This window comes from Variovorax sp. V35 (assembly GCF_041154465.1).
GTDB lineage: Bacteria > Pseudomonadota > Gammaproteobacteria > Burkholderiales > Burkholderiaceae_C > Variovorax > Variovorax boronicumulans.
On sequence record NZ_AP028666.1, the window covers coordinates 2,940,143 to 2,959,877 of the forward strand.

The window sequence follows — 19,735 nt, forward strand, 5'->3', positions numbered from 1 at the left end:
CCAGTGTTTTTTGGATGGAAGCCCGCATCCTGCCGGGCGGATGCTGTCGGAATGCTGTCAGTGCCTCTCTGGATGGAGCCCGGTGGCCGAACGGGATGGCGTCGCGCTGCCGGCGCGAACTCGCACTCAATGGCGCGGGCTTCGGAATGTTGTGGCTTCAAGACACTTCCTCGCCTTCCATTCGGTCCCTCACTGATTTCTCGCGTTCACGGGACCTCGAGTTCATCGGCTAGATAACATCGGTTTACAAAATTGGAGGAGAGACTTGTGAACCACATCTACCGCGTGATCTTCGACCGTCGTCTGGGCCGGTTTCGCGTTGCATCGGAACTGGCGAAGGGCTGCGGCAAGGGCAGCGGCACGGCGACAGTGGCGGGCGCTGCGCTCGCGTTTTTGGCGACCAGCTTCTTTCCGGCGCAGGCGGTGTGCACGGTTGCATTCAACGACGTGACCTGCGACGGTGCCGCCCCCCTGCTGGCGCCGGACTATGCGAACGGCGCCAGCAACCTGAACGTCACGGTGAACGCCGGGGCGACCGTCGGCGTGCTGCCGGGTGGAAGCGGCAGCGCAATGACGCTGACGGGTTCCGACATCAAGCTCACGAACAACGGCCAGATCGATCCGCTGCTGTTCGGCAACGGCACCGCGAACCTGTCCACGGGCGTCGTGATGGGCAACGGCGGGGCCAGTACGGCCACCGTCATCAACAACGGGACGATCAGTGGCACCAGGGATGCGTCCGTCGGCCTGGCCGGCCTGGCGCTCGCGCTGCAGAACGGCGGCGGCGGCATCACGACGATCACCAACAACGGAACGATGACCACCGGGGCTATCGCCAAAGCGACACTGGCCGAGGCCGATGCAGCGGTGGTCGCCGTCTATGGTGGCGGCCAGATCAACATGGTGAACACCGGCACGATCACCGGCCGCATCGCGTTCGAGAGCCCGACTTCCAGCGGCAACAGTTTCACCAACGCGGGCACGATCAACGGCAGCGTTTCGCTCGGCACCGGGGCGCGCAACGATACCTTCATCGCGGCCACCGGCTCGTCCATCAACGGCGGACCGAGCTTGGTGCCGGCCACTGCGGTGGCGGCGCCGTCGGGCGGCACGCTGAACTTCGCGGCCGCCGGCACGGTCGATGCGGGCGTTGGTGGCACCGACACGTTGGTGCTGCGCAACGCCGGCGGTGGTGCTGGCTCGGGCGAGATCAAGGCCGCGCAGTACCTGAACTTCGAGAACCTCCAGGTCAACAGCGGCACCTGGACCCTGAACGGCCCGGTGGTCAGCGGCAGCGCCCTGCTCAACGGCGGCGTCGCGATCTTCGATGATGCAGGCGCCTTCGGCACCGGCACGCTGATGGGCAACGGCGGCGCGATCCAGGCCGCGGCGAACGGCCTCACGCTGGCCCAGAACGTGAACCTTGTCGGCAGCCTGACCGTGCAGGGCAACAACAACTTCACGTTGGGCGGCACCGTCAGCGGCATCGGTGGCCTCATCAAGAACGGCGCCGGCACGCTCACGCTGAGGGGCAACAACAACTTCTTCGGCGGCACGACGATCAAGGGCGGCATCCTGCAGATATCGGGCGACGCCAACCTCGGCGCGTTCGGCACGGGCCTGGCGCTGGATGGTGGCACCCTGCGCATCGCCGCGGGTTCCGCGCCGTCCTTCAGCATGCGCAACGTCGCGCTCGGCTCCGGCGGTGGCACGATCGATCTGGGCGACAACTTCTTCGGCGTGGCCGGCGCCATCACCGGCAACGGTTCGCTCACCGTCACTGGCAAGGGCGGCTCCCTGAGCCTCATGGGGGCCAACAACTACAGCGGCGGCACGGTGCTGCAGGACCGCGTGAGCATCTTCACCACCGTGAGCGGCGTGTTCGGAAGCGGCGCGGTGCAGCAGCAGGGCGTCGGCTCGCAGTTGATCTTCAGCGACAAGGCGAGCGCCGGCGGCAACGCGTACACGGTGGGCCGCGCCGCAGGCGGGGACAGCGGCAACACGCTGTCGTTCGCCCAGGGCGCCACGGCCGCTTCCTCGAAGATCACGCTCAATGGTGCGACCTGGCAGATGGGCGGCGCGAACGCGTTGCAGTTTGGCGGCAATTCAAGTGCCGATGCATCGACCATCACCAACGCGGGCGGGGCGATCAACTTCTTCGAGAGCGCCAGCGCCGGGACGGCGACGATCACCAACGGAAGCAACAGCCTGTTGGCCTTCGGCCAGACGTCCACGGCCGGCAGTGCGCAGATCGTCAACACGGCCGGCGGGCTGGTGCGCTTCGTCGATGCCGCGACGGGCACGAGTGCCTCGGTCGCCAACGCCACAGGCGCCACGCTCGACGTGTCGGGCGCGACGGGCAAGCCCCCGCTTGAACTCGGTGCGGTTTCGGGTGGCGGCGCCGTCGTCCTGGGCGCCACGCAGCTCGCGCTCGGCGGCCTGGGCCGCAACGACACGATCTCGGGCACCGTCAGCGACAAGGGCAGCATCTTCTCGCAGCCAGGTTCGGGCACAGGCGGCTCGATCGTCAAGGTGGGCGCAGGCACGCTCACGTTGAGCGGCGCCAATACCTATACCGGCGGCACCACCATCGCAGCCGGCACGCTGAACGTGAACAACGTGAGCGGCAGTGCGACCGGCAGCGGCGCGGTGCGAGTGTTCGGCGGCGGGACGCTGGCGGGCAACGGCAGCATCGCGGGCGCGGTCACCATCTCCAAGGCCGGCGTGCTGTCGGCCGGCAATGGTGGTGCCGGCACGCTGACGCTCGGCAGCTTGAGCCTCTTCGAGGGCGCGGTGCTCAACTACGACCTCGGCCAGGCCGGCACTGACGGCGGTTCGCTCAACGACCTGGTCAAGGTCAACGGCAACCTGCTGCTGGACGGCACGCTCAACGTGGCGCAGTCCAAGGGCGGCCAGTTCGGTGCGGGCATTTACCGCCTGATCGACTACACCGGCACGCTCACCAACAACGGCTTGGACATCGGCAGCGTGCCGGTTGCGGCCACAGACCTTCAGGTGCAGACCTCGGTGGCCCAGCAGGTCAACCTGGTCAACCGCGCGGGCCTCGAGCTGAAATTCTGGGACGGCGGCGACGCCGGCAAGTACAACGACGGCAAGATCGCCGGCGGCGCGGGCACCTGGCGCGTGGGCGTGCCCGGCGACGGCTGGACCGGCACCGACGGCAAGATCAACGCGGCGTGGGCACAGGACCAGGTCGCGGTGTTCGGCGGCACGGGCGGCACCGTCAATGTCAGCAACGCGGGCGGCACGGTGCGCATCATCGGCGCGCAGTTCGCGGCCGATGGCTATGTGGTGCAGGGCGATGCGATCGAACTCGGCGCCTCGGGCACGGTGGTGCGCGTGGGCGATGGCTCGGGCATCGACACCGCGCGCAGCGCGACGATGAATGTCGCGCTCACCGGCACGGGCGGCCTGGTCAAGGACGACGTGGGCACGCTGGTGCTGCGCGGCACCAGCAGCTACACCGGCGGCACCACCGTCAAGGCCGGCGTGCTGGTGGGCGACACGCTGAGCCTGCGAGGCAACATCGTCAACAACGCGGAGGTCGTCTTCGACCCGAACCTGTTCGTCGTCGGTTCCTATAACGGCGCGATGAGCGGCAGCGGCCGGCTGCGCAAGATCGGCGGCGGCATTCTGCTGCTGGGCAGCGCGAACAGCTACACGGGCGGCACCTTCGTCGATGGCGGCTTGCTCTCCACCGATGTCACCGGCGCCCTGGGCAGCGGCCCGGTGAGCGTCGCGGCCCCCGGCAGGCTGCTGTTCGGCATCAACGCCGATGCGGGCGGCGCGGCCATCTACAACCAGGGCTCGGTGCGCTTCCAGACAAAGGCAAGCGCCGGCACGTCGACCATCACCAACGCCGCGGGCGGGGTGCTGGACTTTGCCGACTACGCCTCGGCCGACAAGGCCACGGTGATCAACCAGGCCGGCGCGCAGGTGCGCATCGACCAGGCGGTCATCGGCGTGAGCTTCGGTTCGCTCAGCGGCGCGGGCGATCTGGTGCTCGGCGGCAGCGCACTCACGCTCGGCGGCAGCGGCGGCGACAGCACCTTGTCGGGCACGATCAGCGGCACCGGCGGTGCCGGCGGCTCGATCATCAAGGAAGGCGGCGGCACGCTCACGCTGACGGGCGCCAACACCTACACCGGCGGCACCCAGGTAACTGGCGGCACGTTGAGCGTGAACAACAAGAGCGGCAGCGCCACGGGCACGGGTGGCGTGCAGGTGCGGACGGGCGCCACGCTCGCGGGCAGCGGCACGATCGCGGGCGCGGTCTTCGTCGCCGACGGCGGCATCCTCGCCGCGGGCAACAGCCCCGGCACGCTGACGCTCGGCGCGCTCGCACTGGGCGGCGGCGCCACGCTGAACTACGAACTCGGCCAGGCCGGCGTGCCCGGTGGCGCGCTCAACGACCTGATCGATGTCGCGGGCAACCTGCAGCTGAACGGCACGCTGAACATCGCGCAGTCGGCCGGCGGCACGTTCGGACCGGGCCTGTATCGCCTCATGAGCTACGGCGGCACGCTGACCGACTTCGGCCTGGACATCGGCACCGTACCGGCCGGCGCCAAGCTGGCCGACCTGCAGGTGCAGACCTCGGTGGCGAACCAGGTCAACCTGGTCAACCGCGCGGGCCTTGAGCTGAAATTCTGGGACGGCGGCGACAGCACCAAGTACCACGACAACCAGGTGGCCGGCGGCAGCGGCACCTGGCGCGCGGGCAACCCCCAGCCCTCGAAGGACGGCTGGACCGACGTGGACGGCAAGCTCAACGCCAACTGGGCGCAGGGCCAGTTCGCGGTGTTCGGGGGCAAGGCCGGCACCGTGACGGTCGACGGGGCCGGTGGCGCGGTGCGCATCGCGGGCGCGCAGTTCGCGGTCGACGGCTACACGGTCCAGGGCGACGGCCTCACGCTGGACAACGCCAACTCGGTGGTGCGCGTGGGCGACGGCATGGCCGGGGGCGCGGCCATGACCGCCACGGTGAATGTCGCGCTCTCGGGCGCAGGCGGCATCTCGAAGGAAGATGCGGGTCGGCTGATCCTCGGCGGTATCAACACCTACACCGGTGGCACCACCGTGAAGGGCGGCGTGCTGCAGGGCAGCGCCACCAGCCTGCAGGGCAACATCGTCAACAACGCTGAGGTCGCGTTCGATCAGGACAAGACCGCTGGCACCTACGCCGGCGTGATGAGCGGCACCGGCAAGCTGCGCAAGATCGGCGCCGGCACGCTGACGCTGGCCAGTGCCAACAGCTACAGCGGCGGCACGCTGGTCGATGCGGGCACGCTCGCCACCGACACCAGCGGCGCGCTGGGCACGGGCGCGGTCAGCATCGCCCCGGGCGCGGCGCTGCAGTTCGGCGGCAAGGCCGATGCGGGCATGCTCACCATCGCCAACCAGGGCACGCTGCGGCTGCAGGACGGTGCGAATGCCGCCAGCGCCACGGTGACCAATGCGGCCGGCGCGCAAGTGCACATCGACCTGGCCACCACCGGTGCGAGCATCGGCTCGCTCGGCGGCGCGGGCGACGTGGTGCTCGGCGCGAAGGCGCTGACCACCGGCGCAGTCGGCAGCGACAGCACGATCTCTGGCGCCATCAGCGGCGCCGGCGGTTCGCTCGTGAAGGTCGGAGCAGGCACGCTCACGCTCGCAGGCACGGCCAGCTACAGCGGCGAGACCCGCGTGGTCGCAGGCATGCTCAAGGCCGGCGCGGCCAACGCCTTCAGCGCTGCGTCGAGCGGCGTGGTGGCCAGCGGCGCCACGCTCGACCTGGCGGGCTTCAGCCAGCAGATGGCAGGCCTGAACAACGCAGGCACCGTCTCGCTGCTGGGCAGCACGCCCGGCACCACGCTCACGCTGACCGGGCCCTACGTCGGCAGCAACGGCGTGCTGCGCCTGGCCACGAAGCTGGACAACCCCGGCACCGCCGACCGCCTCGTGCTCGACGGTGCTGCCGCCAGCGCGAGTGGTCGCACGACGGTGCAGGTGTCCAACCTCGGCGGCCTGGGCGCACGCACCAGCGGCGCGGGTATCGAGCTGATCAGTGCACGCAACGGCGCGACCACCACCGCGCAGACCACCAAGGACGCCTTCGTGCTCTCGGGCGGCCATGTCGATGCCGGGGCCTTCGAGTACCGGCTGTACGCGGGCGACGCCAGCGGCGGTGGCGAGAACTGGTATCTGCGCACCGAGGCCGAACTGGGCGCTCCGGGCGTTCCAGGCACTTCCGGCGGTGCTGGGCTGCCGACCTACCGCGCCGAGGCTTCGCTGTTCGCGGCGCTGCCCCATCAGCTGCGCCAGGGCAACCTGGGCATGCTCGCGAGCCGCAGCCAACGCGTCGGCGACGACGATGTGCGCGGCGGTGCGGGAGCAACGCCGGGCACCGACGGCAATAACCGTCGCGCCTGGGGCCGGCTGATCTCCACCGACATGGACATCCGCCAGGGCGGCACCGTCTCGCCGCACGGCGAGGGCCGTCTGACCGGACTGCAGGCCGGCACCGACCTGTGGGCCAACCCGGATTGGCGCGCGGGCATCTACGTGGGCCAACTCGACGGCAACGCCCGCACGAGCGGCTTCAGCGGCGGCCTTCTGAACACCGCCGCAGGCAGCAACGATCTGCGCAGCCAATACCTGGGTCTCTACGGCACCTTCACCACTGAGGATGGCTTCTATGCCGATGCGGTGCTGCAGGCCGGTCGCCACCGCTACACGGTGCAGCCGCTCCTGAGTGCGGGCGTCTCGGGCAAGGGCAACAGCTTCCTGGCATCGATCGAAGTAGGCAAGGCCTTCGCGATCGGTGCGAGCGGCTGGTCGGTGGAGCCGCAACTGCAGCTGATCCATCAACGGCTGCGGCTTGACGACGTGTCCATCCCGGGCGCACTCGTGCAGCAGGACGCGGACAGCGGCTGGATCGGCCGCGCGGGCGTTCGCATCAAGGGCAGCTTCGCGACCGGCGCCGGCACGCTGCAGCCCTATGCGCGCCTGAATGTCTATCGCAGCGCCAAGGGCAACGACGTTGCTCGCTTCGTGAACCCGGCGGCCATCACGCCTGTCGGCGCGCCGATTGGTGGCACCAGCACCGAGCTGGCTGCGGGCTTCACGCTGGCGGTGAGCCAGCGCACGAGCCTCTACGGCGAACTCGGCAAGCAGTGGGCCACGGGTGGCGGGGCGCGGGTGGGCAGCTCCATCAATGCGGCGGCGGGCGTGCGAGTGAAGTGGTGAGCAGGTGACGTGAGGCGGCGCGGCGGAACTGCCTGTCGCGACCGCTTCGAAAGAAAGCGTCGGCACGGCCGACGCGCCACCGGTTCAGCTCAGATCAGGTTGCGCATCGCCTGCGCCGTCTCGCGCAGCACCGGCAGCACGCGGGCCACCGCGTCTTCCGAACTCTCGTGCCCCATCGGCATCGTGATGTTGAGCGCGCCCACCAGCGTGCCGTGGCGGTCGCGCAGCGGCACGGCGATGCCGCGCGAGTTCAGGTCGAGCTGCTGCTCCGACAGCGCCCAGCCCTGGGCGCGGATGCGTGCCAGCTCGAGCTTCATGCGCTCCATGCTCGCGATGGTGTGCGAGGTGAACACCGTGAGCTGGCGCGTGGCCAGCCAGCCGTTCAGCTCGGCGTCGCTGCGCAGCGCCAGCATCAGCATGCCCGAGGCCGTCACCTGCGCGGGCACGCGCGCACCCAGCACGTAGCCGGTGCTCATGCTGCGGTTGGGACCGTTGCGCGCGATGTAGACCACCTCGTCGCCGTCCATCACGCTGAGGTACGCGATCTCGTTGGTGCCGGCCGCCACGCGCTGCAAGAAGGGCTGCACCACGCGCGGCAGGCGGGCCGACTCGAGGTACGACTGCCCCAGGCGCAGCACGCGCGGCGTGAGCCAGAAGAGCTTGCCGTCGCTGGCCACGTAGCCCATGTGCTGCAGGGTGAGCAGGTAGCGCCGCGCGGCGGTGCGCGTCATGTTCGTGCGCTGGCCAGCCTGGCTGGCCGTGAGGCGCGGGTTGGCGTCGTCGAAGGCCTCGATGATGCTCACGCCGCGCTCCAGACCGGCGATCCAGTCGCGCTTGTCCAGGCCGGCGGGCGGCGTCGAGTCGTCGGGGCTGGTGCTGTTCATGGGCGGAAGTGTGCCCGCGTCCGGCGCGGCAACGGGGGCCGAATGGCTAAGTAAAAACCCGCAATTTGATCGATTGACGAACTTGAAAGATCGATTATCGAACGTTTGACGCCCAATGTGCCAGCAGGCTGCGCGCGAAGGGACTATAAAGCCCGCTGTTCCGCCCCGAAACGAGCGATTGACGAACGGAAGCACGCCCATGAGCCCTTTCATCACCGGCAGCACCCAGGCCTACCTCATCCCCGGCGACCCGGTCCGCAACGTGCGGCTGCCGCGCATGTTCAACGCGGCCTTCGCGCGCTACGGCATCGACGCGGTGCTGGTGCCCATGCAGGTGCCGGTGCGCGACTTCGCGGTGTTCATGAAGTCGGCCTTCCTGGCGCGCAATGTGCGCGGCATGGTGATCGCGCCGCCGCACAAGCCGCGCGTGGTCGACCTGCTCGACGGCTGCGGCCTGTTCGGCCGCGTGGCGGGCTCGGTCAACGTGGTGCGCCGCACCGAGGGCGACCAGCTCGAGGGCGACCTGTTCGACGGCGAAGGCCTGATCGGCGCGCTCGACCGCTGCAACGTGCCGTTCCGCGGCAAGCGCGTGCTGATCCTCGGCGCGGGCGTGAGCGCCGCCGCCATCGGCGTGGCGCTGGCCGAAGGCGGCACGGTGAACGGCGCCGAGCACATCGCCCTCTTCGACACCGCCTCCGGCAAGGCAGCAGGCGTGGCCGCCAAGCTCGACGCCTTCTTCGATGCGACCGTGGTCGCGGTCGACAGCAACGCGCCCGAGGGCTACGACCTCGTGATCAACGCCACGCCGCTGGGCCTGGCCGAAGACGACGCGCTGCCGCTGGACGTGGCGCGCATGGAACCCCACGCGGCGCTGTTCGACATCCTGCTGCGCAACCAGCCCACGCCGCTGGTGCGTGCGGCGCGTGCGCGCGGGCTCAACGCACAGGCCGGCTTCGAGATGCTGGTGCAGCAGATGCCGCACTACTTCCGCTACTTCGGCCACATCGACGCGGCCGATGCGATGCAGGCCGACGCCGACTTTTTGCGCGAGCTCATCTATCCGCCGGCGATGCACGCCGAGATCGCAATGCCCCTGCGCTACCAATCCCCGAGCGTGGCCTGACCCCGCACCTTCCTGAACAAGACGACTCCCATGATCTCCGGCAAGACCACGCTCATCGCCCACATCGGCTACCCCACCGAGGCCTTCAAGGCGCCGATGATCTACAACCCCTGGTTCGACAAGCAGGGCATCGACGCGGTCGTGGTGCCCATGGGCGTGAAGCCCGAGGACTACGCGGCGTCGCTCGCGCAGATCTTCAAGTTCTCGAACCTGCGCGGCGCATTGGTCACGATGCCGCACAAGGTCACGACGATGTCGCTGGTCGACGAGGTCACGCCCACCGCGCGCGTCGCGGGCGCCTGCAACGCCGTGCTCAAGCGGCCCGACGGCAGCCTGCTGGGCGACCAGTTCGACGGCGCGGGCTTCGTGCGCGGCGTGGAGCGCAAGGGCCGCCTGTTCAAGGGCACGCGCGTGCTGGTGTCGGGCACGGGCGGCGTCGGGTCGGCCATTGCGGCATCGATCGCGGCGGCCGGCGCGGCCGAGCTGATGCTGTTCGACATGAGCGACACCTCGGCGCAGGCACTGGCCGCGCGGCTGCGCGAACACTATCCGCAGATGAAGGTCACCACCGGCTCGAAGGACCCGGCGGGCTACGACGTGGTCGTCAACGCCACGCCGCTGGGCATGAAGGACAGCGACCCGCTGCCCTTCGACGTGGACCGCATCGCGCCCGACACCTTCGTCGGCGAGGTCGTCATGAAGACCGAATACACGCCGCTGCTGCAGGCCGCCAAGGCCAAGGGCTGCCAGGTGCAGGTCGGCACCGACATGCTGTTCGAGATGATCCCGGCCTACCTCGAGTTCTTCGGCTTCGGCACCGCCTCGCCCGAAGAACTGCGCGCCGTCGCGCAATTGAAATACTAGACATCGGAATACGCATGAGCATTTTTGAAGGCTTCCTTTCCACCTCCGAGACGCTGGGCGCCTTCAGCGACCGCGCCTTCGTCGACGCCATGCTGCGCTTCGAGGCCGCGCTCGCGCGCGCGCAGGCGGCCGAGGGGCTGATTCCCGAGAGCGCCGCGCATTCGATCGTCGGCAGCTGCAAGGTCGAGCTGTTCGACGTGGCCAAGATCGTGCGCGAGAGCGGACGCGCAGGCAGCGTCGCCATCCCGCTGGTGAAGGCACTGCGCGAGGCCGTGGGCCTGTTCAATGCCGAGGCGGTGCCCTTCGTGCACTTCGGCAGCACCAGCCAGGACGTGATCGACAGCGCGATGGCGCTGGTCACGCGCGAAGCCGTCGCGCTGGTCGAGGCCGACCTGGCCAAGGCCGCCGACGCACTGCTGCGCCTGGCGGTGCAGCACGCCGACACGCCGATGCTCGCGCGCACGCTGATGCAGCCGGCCTCGGTCACCAGCTTCGGCTTCAAGTGCGCCGGCTGGGCCGCGCCGCTGGTGCGCAGCCGCACCCGCCTGCGCGCCGCCGCGAAGCACGCGCTGCAGCTGCAGCTCGGCGGCGCCGTCGGCACGCTGGCGCAGATGAAGGGGCAGGGCGCCGCGGTGCGCCAGCGCATGGCCAAGGAACTCGGCCTGGGCGACCCCGGCGCCACGTGGCACACGCAGCGTGACGAATGGGTCGCGCTCGGCTGCGAACTCGGTCTGCTCACGGGCAGCCTGGGCAAGGTCGCGGTCGACATTTCGCTGCTCGGCCAGTACGAAGTGGCCGAGGTCGCCGAGCCCAGCGAACCCGGGCGCGGCGGCTCGTCGGCGATGCCGCACAAGCGCAACCCCGTGGCCTCGATGGTCGCCATCGCCGCCGCGCACCGCGCGCCGCAGCGCGTGGCGGCCTTGCTCGGCGCCATGCCGCAGCAGCACGAGCGCGCGCTCGGCGCCTGGCAGGCCGAGCTGGCCGAATGGCCGCAGCTGTTGATGTCGGCGCACGGCAGCGTGCGCGCCATGGCCGGCGCCTTGCCCGGCCTGCAGGTCGACGCCGCGCGCATGCGCGCCAACATCGACCGGCTGCGCGCCGAGCTGCCGCGCGACGCGGCCGACGAATGGTTCGACCCCGCGCTCGCCGTGAATGCGGGGCACATCGCTGTGGCAGAGGTGAAAGCCCTGCAAGCCCAACTCTCATCCGACAAGGAACTCTCGCCATGACCGCCCCCGACACCCCGAGCAATCCTTACGAAGACGGCCTCGTCAACCGCCGCCGCGTGCTCGGCGACGCCTGGGTCGACAAGTCGCTCGCCAACCGCAACGGCTTCAACGCCGAATTTCAGGAGCTCATCACGCGCCACGCGTGGAACGACATCTGGGGCCGCCCCGCGCTGGGCGACAAGACGCGCCGCTTCATGGTGCTGTCGATGATGCTGGGCATCCATGCGTACGAAGAGTTCGCCATGCACGTGCGCGCCGCGCTCGACGGCCCGCCCGAGTCGCGCCTCACGCCCGACGAGATCAAGGAAGTGATCATGATGGCCGCGATCTACTGCGGCGTGCCGGTGGCCAACCACGCCTTCGGCATCGCGACGAACATCCTGCGCGAGAAGGGCCTGCTGCCGCCAGTGGCGGCGCAGTGAGCGCGACGGAAGGCCGGGGCGGCAAGGGCCGCTTCGACGTCGGCTTCACGCTGCTGTTGCCGCTGCTGCTTGCGGCGCAGCCGGTCGCGACCGACAGCTACCTGCCGGCGCTGCCCGCCATCGCCGGCGAACTCGGTTCGGCCAGCACCAGCCTCACGCTGTTCGTGCTGGCCTTCGGCTTTGCGCAGCTGCTGTGCGGCCCGCTGGCCGACCGCTTCGGCCGACGGCCGGTGCTGCTGGCGGGGCTGGCCTGTTATGTGGTCGCGGCTTTCGGCGGTGCCTTTGCGGGCAGCGTGGCGGTGCTCGCGGGCTGGCGCACGCTGCAGGGTTTTTCGATGGCGGCGATTCTCGTGTGCTCACGCGCCGCGGTGCGCGACCTGTATCCGGCGCACGAGGGCCCGCACGTCATGGCGCGGGGCCTCACGGGCCTGGGCATGGTCGGGCTGGTGGCGCCGCTGTTGGGCGCCTGGCTGGTGCAGGGCGCGGGCTGGCGCTGGGTGATGGTCGCGATGGCGGTCTATTCGCTGGCGCTGTTCGCGCTGTGCTGGCGTTCGTTCGATGAAACGCGCCGACCGATGACGGGCGAATCGTCCGCACCGCGCGGCAGCACGCGCGCGGTGTTCGCGAGCCGTTCGTTCCGCGCCTGGGCCTCGGTGGCGGCGACCACCTATGGCGGGCTGTTCTGCTTCCTGCTGCTCTCGCCGATGGTCTACATCGGCTACCTCGGCTGGTCGCCCGCGTGGTACGGCTGGATTCCGGCCGGCGGCTCGCTGGTCTACATCTTCAGCACCACGATGTGCCGCAGCCTGCTGCGCCGTTTCGGGCCGATGCGCACCGTGCGGTTGGGCGCAGTGCTGAGCATCACGGGCGCCTTGATCCAGGCGCTGGGCTGCTGGCTGATGCCGCACAGCGCGGTGCCGCTGCTGGCGGGCCACGCCGTGTACTGCCTCGGCCATGGCATCCACCAGCCCTGCGGGCAGGCCGGCGCCGTGGGCGACCTGCCGCACCTGGCGGGGCGTGCCGTGTCGTGGTCGGGTTTCGGCATGATGATGGTCGCGTTCTGCGTGGGGCAGGTCGCCGCGCTGTTTGTCGACACGCGTTTTTCGTACGGCGCCTGGCCGATGGTGGTGCCGATGCTGATGGCCGGCACCGTGCTGCTGGCCATCGCGTTCCTGTGGCTGCCGCGCCTTGCGCAACCTGCTTCTCCATCCTCTCCGCTGAAGGACTCCACACCATGACCACTTCCTCCCCCCGCCTGAATGTCGTGCGCGAAGGCGACGGCCCCTTCGTCGTGCTCAGCCATGCGCTCGGCTGCGATCTGCACATGTGGGACGGCGTGGCCGCGCAGCTCGCGCGTGCCCACACGGTGATCCGCTACGACCACCGCAACCACGGGGGCTCCGAGGTGGTGCCCGGCGTGCTGCGCGTGGAAACGCTGGCGCAGGACGCGTCCGAGCTGATCGCGCGCGAGACGGGCGGCGAGCCCGTGCATTTCGTGGGCCTGTCGATGGGCGGCATGACCGCGCAGGCGCTGGCGGTGCGGCACGCCGCGCAGCTCAGGACCGTGGTGATCGCCAACTCGGCCGCGCACTACCCCGACCAGGCCCCGTGGCGCCTGCGCGCGGAAACCGTGGCCGCCAAGGGCGTGGCCGCCATCGCCTCGGGCGCCGTGGCGCGCTGGCTCACGCCGGCCTACGCCGCCACGCCCGAGGGCGCGGTGGCCGCGCGCACCTTGCACGACACGCTGGTGCGCACCGACGCGCAGGGCTACATCGAGAGCTGCAACGCCGTGGCCGCCATCGACTTCCGCGACAGCAACCGCCGCATCGCCACGCCCACGCTGGTGATCGGCGGGCTGCAGGACGAGGCCACGCCCCTGGCCATGTCCGAGTCCATGGTGGCGCAGATCCCGGGCGCGCGGCTGGCGACCATCGACGCCGCGCACCTGAGCGCGGTGGAGCGCCCGGTCGAGTTCGCGCAGATGCTGATCGATTACTGGCGCAGCCTCTGAAAAAACGCCCGGCCCGCACCCCCGTGCGGGCTAGGTGTAACCCCTATTTCGTGCGAATGATGATCGGTAGCGTGCGATCATCGATCAGGCAGGGCTGATTTGCGTTGTGGCGCGCCCGGGCTCTTTCTACAGTCCATCCCCATGCACCGCGCCATTGCCACCGTCTCGCTCAGCGGCACCCTCCGCCAGAAGCTCGAAGCCATTGCGGCCGCGGGCTTCGACGGCATCGAGCTGTTCGAAGCCGACTTCGTCAACTTCCGCGGCACCGCCGCCGAGCTGCGCCGCATCGTGGCCGACCTGGGCCTGGCTATCGACCTGTACCAGCCGTTCCGCGACTTCGAAGGCATGCCCGAGGCGCAGTTCCACCGCAGCCTGGAGCGCGCCGAACGCAAGTTCGACCTCATGGAAGCCATGGGCGCGCCGCTGGTGCTGTGCTGCTCCAACACCTCGCCGCTGTCGGTGAACGACCCGGCGCGCGCCGCCGCCCAGCTGCACGAACTGGCCGAGCGCGCCGCGCGCCGCAACCTGCGCGTGGGCTTCGAGGCGCTGGCCTGGGGCCGCCACACCTCGCGCTACGCCCAGGCCTGGGACATCGTGCAGCGCGCCGACCACCCGCACCTCGGGCTGATCCTGGACAGCTTCCACACGCTGTCGCTGAAGGACGATCCGGCGGGCATCGCCGCCATTCCGGGCGAGAAGATCTTCTTCGTGCAAATGGCCGATGCGCCGCTCTTGTCGATGGACGTGCTGCAGTGGGCGCGCCACCACCGCTCGTTCCCGGGGCAGGGCGATTTCGACGTGGTCGGCTTCTTCGAACAGGTGCTGCGCGCGGGCTACACCGGGCCGCTGTCGCTGGAGATCTTCAACGACATCTTCCGCGAGACGCCGAACCGCCGCACCGCCGTCGATGCGATGCGCTCGCTGCTGTACCTCGAAAGCGAAACGCGCGAGCGGCTCGCCAACGGGAATGCCCCCGTGCAGCCGCAGCGCGTGGAGCTGTTCAACCCGCCGCTGGCGCCGGCGCTCTCGGGGCTGTCGTTCATCGAGTTCGCGGCCGACGAGGCCTCGGCCGTCACGCTCGGCGCGCTGCTCGGGCAACTGGGCTTTCGCCGCGTGGGGCGCCATCGCTCCAAGGCCGTCACGCTGTACCGCCAGGGCGGCATCCACTTCATCGTCAACGCGCACCCGGACTCGTTTGCGCGCCGCCGTTTCGAGGCGCACGGCACCTCGGTCTGTGCGCTGGGCGTGCGCTGCGCCGACCCGCTCGCGGCCGTGGGCCGCGCCAGCGCCATGCGTTCGCAGCGCCACGACAGCCCGGTCGGGCCGAACGAGCTGCGCGTGCCGGCCATCGTGGCGCCGGGCGGCAACCTGATCCATTTCGTGCCCGAGGCGCTGGGCGCCAACGGGTTGTACGAGACCGACTTCATCCTCGAGGACGCAGGGCCCGATGCGCACGATGCCGGCCTCACGCGCATCGACCATGTGGCGCTGGGCCTGGCGCTCGACCAGCTCGACACCTGGGTGCTGTTCACGCGCGCCGTGCTCGGCCTGGAGCCCGGCGAGAGCCTGGAGCTGGCCGACCCCTTCGGCCTGATCCGCAGCCGCGGCGTGGCCAATGCCGACCGCAGCCTGCGCCTGGTGCTGAACGTGTCGCTGAGCCAGCGCACGCGCACCGCGCGCACGCTGAGCGTGACCGGCGGCGGCGCGGTGCACCACATCGCGCTGGATTGCGACGACATCTTCGACACCGTGGCCCGGCTGCGCGCCAATGGCACGCGCTTCGTGCCGATCTCGGACAACTACTACGACGACCTGGCCACGCGCATCGACGTGGCGCCCGAGCTGCTGGCGCGCATGCGCGAAGCCGGCGTGCTGTTCGACCGCTCGGCGGCCGGCGACTACCTGCACATCTACACCGAGAGTTTCGACGGCGGCCTCTTCTTCGAGGTCGCGCAGCGCGTGGGCGGCTACGACGCCTACGGCGCGCTCAACGCACCCGCGCGCATGGCGTCGCAGGCGCAGCAGCCCCAACAACAAGACTGATTTTTTCCCCTCGCATCCGACACCTTCGTCACACCACTGGAGACAACCCATGGCCCATCCATCCGCCAAAGAGCCGCAAGGCAAGCACCAGTCGAGGAAAGCCGCCGCCAGCGGCTGGATCGGCTCGGCGCTGGAGTACTACGACTTCTTCATCTACGCCACCGCCGCGGCGCTGATCTTTCCGCAGATCTTCTTTCCCAAGGGCGACCCGACCACGGCCATCATCGCGTCGCTCGCGACCTACGGCGTGGGCTATGTCGCGCGCCCCATCGGCGCCTTCGTGCTCGGCCACTGGGGCGACACGCATGGGCGCAAGCAGGTGCTGGTGCTGTGCATGTTCCTGATGGGCTTCTCGACCGTGGCCGTGGGCCTGCTGCCGACCTACGACCAGGTCGGCCTGCTGGCCCCGGCGCTGCTGGTGTTCCTGCGCCTGGTGCAGGGCTTCGCGGTGGCCGGCGAAATTTCGGGCGCGAGCTCGATGATTTTGGAGCACGCGCCGTTCGGGCGTCGCGGCTTCTTCGCGAGCTTCACCTTGCAGGGCGTGCAGGCCGGCCAGATCCTGGCGGCCGCCGTGTTCCTTCCGCTGGCGCACTACATGCCTGAAGAGTCCTTCAACTCGTGGGGCTGGCGCATTCCGTTCCTGCTGAGCTTCATCGTGATCGTGGCCGGCTACATCATCCGCCGCGAGGTCGACGAGACGCCGGCCTTCGCCGAAGTCGACCAGAAGGGCGAAGTGGCCAAGGCGCCGATCGTCCAGGCGCTGACCGACAGCTGGGGCGACATGCTGCGCGTGATCTGCATGGCGCTCATGAACGTGATTCCCGTGGTCGCCACCGTGTTCGGCGCGGCCTACGCGGTGCAGGCCGCCTACGGCATCGGCTTCCAGAAAGACGTGTACCTGTGGATTCCCGTGCTGGGCAACATCCTGGCCGTGCTGGTGATCCCGTTCGTGGGCAACCTGTCGGACCGCATCGGCCGCAAGCCGCCGATCATCGTGGGCGCACTCGCCTCGGGCCTGCTGTCGTTCGTGTACCTGTACGCCATCAGCATCAAGAACGTGCCGCTGGCCATCTGCATGTCGCTCTTGATGTGGGGCGTCGTGTACCAGGGCTACAACGCGACCTTCCCGAGCTTCTACCCGGAGCTGTTCCGTACCCGCAACCGCGTGTCTGCCATGGCCATCTCGCAGAACATCGGCACCACCTTCACCGCGCTGCTGCCCGCGCTGTTCGCCGCCGTGGCGCCTCCGGGCTCGACCAACATCTGGTTCACCGTGGGTGCGATCACCTTCGCCGTGACCGTGCTGGCCGCGCTGGCCGCCATGAGCGCCCGCGAGACCTACCGCGTCCACATGCACGACCTGGGCAACCCGAACGCCGTGCCGGTCGACAAGGCCGAGTACGACCGGCTGCGCGAAGAAACGCTGGCCAGCGCCCGCACGGAGCGCGAGCGCCGCAAGGCCATGGCCTGAAGACCCCGCGCGCACAAAGGGGTTGTGGCGCCATGAAGAATGGCGCCATGACCGCCCATCTCAAGATCGATTTCGTTTCCGATGTGTCCTGCCCCTGGTGCGCCGTGGGCCTCGGCTCGCTCGAGGCCGCCCTGAAACGGGTGGCGCCGGAGGTCACGGCCGAGCTGCATTTCCAGCCCTTCGAGCTGAACCCGCAGATGCCGCCCGAAGGCCAGGACACCTTCGAGCACCTGAACCAGAAGTACGGCTCCTCGCGCGAGCAGCAGGCCCAGGCCCGCGAGGCGATCCGCCAGCGCGGCGCGGCCGTCGGCTTCGAGTTCAGCGCCGGGGGCCGGCCCCGCGTGTACAACACCTTCAACGCCCACCGCCTGCTGCACTGGGCCGAGCTGGAAGACCCGGCCAAGCAGGTGGCGCTCAAGAAGCTGCTGCTGAAGGCCTACTTCACCGACAGCCAGAACCCTTCGGACATCGAGGTGCTGGTGCGTGCGGCGACCGAGGCGGGGCTCGACGCGGCGCGGGCTCGCGAGATCCTGGCCGGCGACGAGTTCGCGCAGGAAACCCGCGAACGCGAGCGCCTGTACACCGACGCCGGCATCCACTCGGTGCCCGCGATCATCATCAACGATCAGCACCTGATCTCCGGCGGCCAGCCGGTCGAGGTGTTCGAGCGCGCGCTGCGGCAGATTGCGGGCGCGGAGCCGAGCCGTACCGCCACGGCCTGAAGGCCCCGGGGCCGCGGCCCTGCCGTTTCGTCCTGAAACGAAGCTGACCTTCAGCTTTACCTGAGCGCGGGCCGAGGTCGGTCAACCGCCTACATCGCGCGGCGGTTGAAGGGCGCATGATCGACCGCATGCCGTTTCCGAAGCTGCACCGCTCGCGCGCGATCGCCGTGACGCTGGCCGCCGTGCTGGCGCTCACCGCCTGTTCCACCGGCCTGCTGCGCCCCGAGGGCCCGCCGCTCACGGCGCTGGGCCATGCCGCCGACACGCCCGCCGCGCAACTGCGCTGGCTCGACCGCGTGAGCTGGGGCGCCAACGCCGGCAGCCAGGCCGAGCTGGCGCGCGATGGCCTGCCGCGCTGGATGGGCCGCCAGCTGCGTCCCGCGCCGCGTCCGCTGCCCGCGGCGGCGCAGGCGCAGGTCGACGCCATGGCCATCTCGCGCACGCCGCTCGACCAGCTCGTCTTCGCGCTCGATGCCCGGCGCAAGGCCGCCGACGCCTTGCCCGACGAAGAAGCGAAGAAGGCCGCACGCACGGCCTACCAACAGGAACTCAACACCCTCGCGCGCGAGGCGCAGCAGCGCTTCCTGCTGCGCGCGCTGTACTCGCCCAACCAGCTGCAGGAGCAGATGACCTGGTTCTGGATGAACCACTTCAGCGTCAGCATCCGCAAGGACCTGGTGCGCGCGATGGTCGGCGACTATGAAGAGAACGCCATCCGCCCGCACGCGCTCGGCAAGTTCCGCGACCTGCTGGGCGCCACCGCGCGGCACCCGGCCATGCTGCGCTACCTCGACAACGCGCAGAACGCCGCCAACCGCATCAACGAGAACTACGCACGCGAGCTCATGGAGCTGCACACGCTGGGCGTGGGCGGCGGCTACACGCAGGCCGATGTGCAGGAGCTGGCGCGCGTGCTGACCGGCGTGGGCGTCAGCGTGCAGCCGCCCGACGCTACGCCGCCCGCGGTGCGCCCGGCCGTGCGCGCCGACTACGTGCGCCAGGGCCTGTTCGAGTTCCACCCGAACCGGCACGACTACGGCCCTAAGACCTACCTGGGCCAGCCCATCCAGGCGCGCGGCCTGGCCGAGACCGACGAGGCGCTCGACCGCCTGGCGCGCGCGCCGGCCACCGCGCGCTTCATCTCGCGCAAGCTCGCCGTGTACTTCGTGGCCGACGAGCCGCCGCCCGCGCTGGTCGAGCGCATGGCCGCCACCTTCACGCGCAGCGATGGCGACATTGCGGCCGTCTTGCAGACGCTGTTCGAGTCGCGCGAGTTCGCGGCCTCGCTGGGCCGCAAGTTCCGCGACCCCGTGCACTACGTGGTGGCGGGCGTGCGGCTGGCCTACGACGAGCGCGTGGTGCTCAACACCACGCCGATGATCGGCTGGATCAACCGCATGGGCGAGACCCTGTACGCCCACGAGACGCCCGACGGCTACCCGCTCAACGAGGCCGCCTGGGCCAGCGCGGGCCAGATGAACACCCGCTTCGAGATTGCGCGCGCCATCGGCACCGGCGGCGCCGTGCTGTTCCGCACCGACGACAAGGCGCCGCTCGAGAAGCCGCCGTTTCCGCCGCTGGCTGAATCGCGCGCCGTGCATGCGCTGCAACCCGGCCTGAGCGCCGACACGCAGCAGGCACTCGCGCAGGCGAAGAACCCGCCGGAGTGGAACACCTTCCTGCTCGCATCGCCCGAGCTGATGCGGCGTTGAAAAGAG

General features: G+C 69.9%; 12 protein-coding genes. 11 read left to right on the top strand and 1 reads right to left on the bottom strand.

Annotation, left to right across the window (positions count from 1 at the left end; translation table 11 throughout):
- The first annotated feature begins 267 nt into the window (after positions 1-267).
- Positions 268-7,248, top strand: coding sequence for an autotransporter outer membrane beta-barrel domain-containing protein (locus ACAM42_RS13625; protein WP_369632319.1), 6,981 nt, complete (start codon positions 268-270; stop codon positions 7,246-7,248).
- A gap of 89 nt (positions 7,249-7,337) precedes the next feature.
- Here ACAM42_RS13625 and ACAM42_RS13630 read toward each other — a convergent pair whose 3' ends face one another.
- Positions 7,338-8,132 (bottom strand): IclR family transcriptional regulator C-terminal domain-containing protein, encoded by a 795-nt coding sequence (locus ACAM42_RS13630; protein WP_369632320.1) that lies wholly within the window; start codon positions 8,130-8,132, stop codon positions 7,338-7,340.
- Between the two features lie 199 nt (positions 8,133-8,331).
- On the opposite strand from ACAM42_RS13630, the gene ACAM42_RS13635 reads away from it, so the two are divergent.
- The 10 genes from ACAM42_RS13635 to ACAM42_RS13680 all read left to right on the top strand — a co-directional run bounded on the left by ACAM42_RS13635 (position 8,332) and on the right by ACAM42_RS13680 (position 19,729).
- On the top strand, positions 8,332-9,255 hold the full coding sequence (locus ACAM42_RS13635; protein WP_369632321.1) for a shikimate dehydrogenase: 924 nt from the start codon (positions 8,332-8,334) through the stop codon (positions 9,253-9,255).
- Positions 9,256-9,285: 30 nt separating this feature from the next.
- Positions 9,286-10,119, top strand: coding sequence for a shikimate dehydrogenase (locus tag ACAM42_RS13640; RefSeq protein WP_369632322.1), 834 nt, complete (start codon positions 9,286-9,288; stop codon positions 10,117-10,119).
- A gap of 14 nt (positions 10,120-10,133) precedes the next feature.
- Positions 10,134-11,348 carry a 3-carboxy-cis,cis-muconate cycloisomerase gene (pcaB, locus tag ACAM42_RS13645; protein ID WP_369632323.1) on the top strand — a complete coding sequence of 405 codons (1,215 nt, stop codon included), beginning with the start codon at positions 10,134-10,136 and terminating at the stop codon, positions 11,346-11,348.
- Positions 11,345-11,770, top strand: a complete 426-nt coding sequence (locus tag ACAM42_RS13650) for a carboxymuconolactone decarboxylase family protein (RefSeq protein WP_095947412.1) — start codon at positions 11,345-11,347, stop codon at positions 11,768-11,770. Before pcaB ends, ACAM42_RS13650 begins: the two co-directional genes overlap by 4 nt.
- Positions 11,767-13,008, top strand: coding sequence for a multidrug effflux MFS transporter (locus ACAM42_RS13655; protein WP_369632324.1), 1,242 nt, complete (start codon positions 11,767-11,769; stop codon positions 13,006-13,008). The genes ACAM42_RS13650 and ACAM42_RS13655 overlap by 4 nt, the downstream gene beginning before the upstream one ends.
- A complete protein-coding gene (locus ACAM42_RS13660) occupies positions 13,005-13,781 on the top strand; it encodes an alpha/beta fold hydrolase (protein ID WP_369632325.1) in 777 nt (258 codons plus the stop codon). The genes ACAM42_RS13655 and ACAM42_RS13660 overlap by 4 nt, the downstream gene beginning before the upstream one ends.
- 141 nt (positions 13,782-13,922) lie before the next feature.
- A complete protein-coding gene (locus ACAM42_RS13665) occupies positions 13,923-15,824 on the top strand; it encodes a bifunctional sugar phosphate isomerase/epimerase/4-hydroxyphenylpyruvate dioxygenase family protein (protein ID WP_369632326.1) in 1,902 nt (633 codons plus the stop codon).
- A gap of 49 nt (positions 15,825-15,873) precedes the next feature.
- Entirely contained in the window at positions 15,874-17,295 is a 1,422-nt protein-coding gene (locus ACAM42_RS13670) for an MFS transporter (protein ID WP_369632327.1), read from the top strand.
- 47 nt (positions 17,296-17,342) lie between these two features.
- Positions 17,343-18,017 (top strand): DsbA family oxidoreductase, encoded by a 675-nt coding sequence (locus tag ACAM42_RS13675; protein ID WP_062481278.1) that lies wholly within the window; start codon positions 17,343-17,345, stop codon positions 18,015-18,017.
- Between the two features lie 116 nt (positions 18,018-18,133).
- On the top strand, positions 18,134-19,729 hold the full coding sequence (locus ACAM42_RS13680; protein ID WP_369632328.1) for a DUF1800 domain-containing protein: 1,596 nt from the start codon (positions 18,134-18,136) through the stop codon (positions 19,727-19,729).
- Positions 19,730-19,735 lie beyond the last annotated feature (6 nt).

Bases quoted from the DNA above. Each gene is read 5' to 3' on its own strand.
- ACAM42_RS13630 (WP_369632320.1), bottom strand. From the start codon at position 8,132: ATGAACAGCACCAGCCCCGACGACTCGACGCCGCCCGCCGGCCTGGAC.
- ACAM42_RS13635 (WP_369632321.1), top strand. From the start codon at position 8,332: ATGAGCCCTTTCATCACCGGCAGCACCCAGGCCTACCTCATCCCCGGC.
- ACAM42_RS13640 (WP_369632322.1), top strand. From the start codon at position 9,286: ATGATCTCCGGCAAGACCACGCTCATCGCCCACATCGGCTACCCCACC.
- pcaB (WP_369632323.1), top strand. From the start codon at position 10,134: ATGAGCATTTTTGAAGGCTTCCTTTCCACCTCCGAGACGCTGGGCGCC.
- ACAM42_RS13650 (WP_095947412.1), top strand. From the start codon at position 11,345: ATGACCGCCCCCGACACCCCGAGCAATCCTTACGAAGACGGCCTCGTC.
- ACAM42_RS13660 (WP_369632325.1), top strand. From the start codon at position 13,005: ATGACCACTTCCTCCCCCCGCCTGAATGTCGTGCGCGAAGGCGACGGC.
- ACAM42_RS13665 (WP_369632326.1), top strand. From the start codon at position 13,923: ATGCACCGCGCCATTGCCACCGTCTCGCTCAGCGGCACCCTCCGCCAG.
- ACAM42_RS13670 (WP_369632327.1), top strand. From the start codon at position 15,874: ATGGCCCATCCATCCGCCAAAGAGCCGCAAGGCAAGCACCAGTCGAGG.
- ACAM42_RS13675 (WP_062481278.1), top strand. From the start codon at position 17,343: ATGACCGCCCATCTCAAGATCGATTTCGTTTCCGATGTGTCCTGCCCC.
- ACAM42_RS13680 (WP_369632328.1), top strand. From the start codon at position 18,134: ATGATCGACCGCATGCCGTTTCCGAAGCTGCACCGCTCGCGCGCGATC.